Source organism: Streptomyces sp. N35, from assembly GCF_016464295.1.
In the GTDB taxonomy this organism is placed as follows: domain Bacteria; phylum Actinomycetota; class Actinomycetes; order Streptomycetales; family Streptomycetaceae; genus Streptomyces.
In genome coordinates, this window is record NZ_JAEIMH010000240.1 from 1 (window position 1) to 510 (window position 510).

Annotated in this window: 1 pseudogene; it reads left to right on the forward strand. The window is 71.4% G+C overall.

Going from position 1 to position 510, the window contains the following annotated elements:
• Positions 1-487 (forward strand): annotated as a pseudogene (locus tag JAO81_RS42045) (XRE family transcriptional regulator); the annotation flags it as partial.
• Between the last annotated feature and the right edge of the window lie 23 nt (positions 488-510).

Sequence of the window (510 nt, forward strand, 5' to 3'; positions counted from 1 at the left end):
CGGCGTTCAGGGCATGGCTGCCCAGATGGCCGCCCGAGGCCACGCTCTCGACCGTGAGCCCGAGGCCGCCCACCGGCTCCTCGACGAGGCCCAGGACCTCATCAGCCGCGCCGCCGAGCACCCGGAAGACGAGCCACCGTGGATGTACTTCTACGACGAAGGCTGGTTCACGATGCAACGCGGCATGGCCGAACTGCACCTGTGCCAGTGGCGCCAGGCGATCGAGCACCTGACAGCCGGACTCGCAGCAATGCCCGAAGACTTCCGCCGCGATAAGACATGGTTCCGGGCCTGCCCCGCGCATGCCTACGCGGGAGCCGGGGAGGCTGCGCAAGCCCTCGCCGTCGCCCTCCGGGCCGCCCCCGATGCCGCCGCCGTGGGCCGCCCGCACACCTGGAACGAACTGCACACCGCCGCCGCTGTGCTCCTGCGCAGGGGAGCGCCGGAAGGGCGTCACCTGGTCGACGCCCTCGCCGCACACGATTAGGGCAGGGGGATCATCCTGGTCCC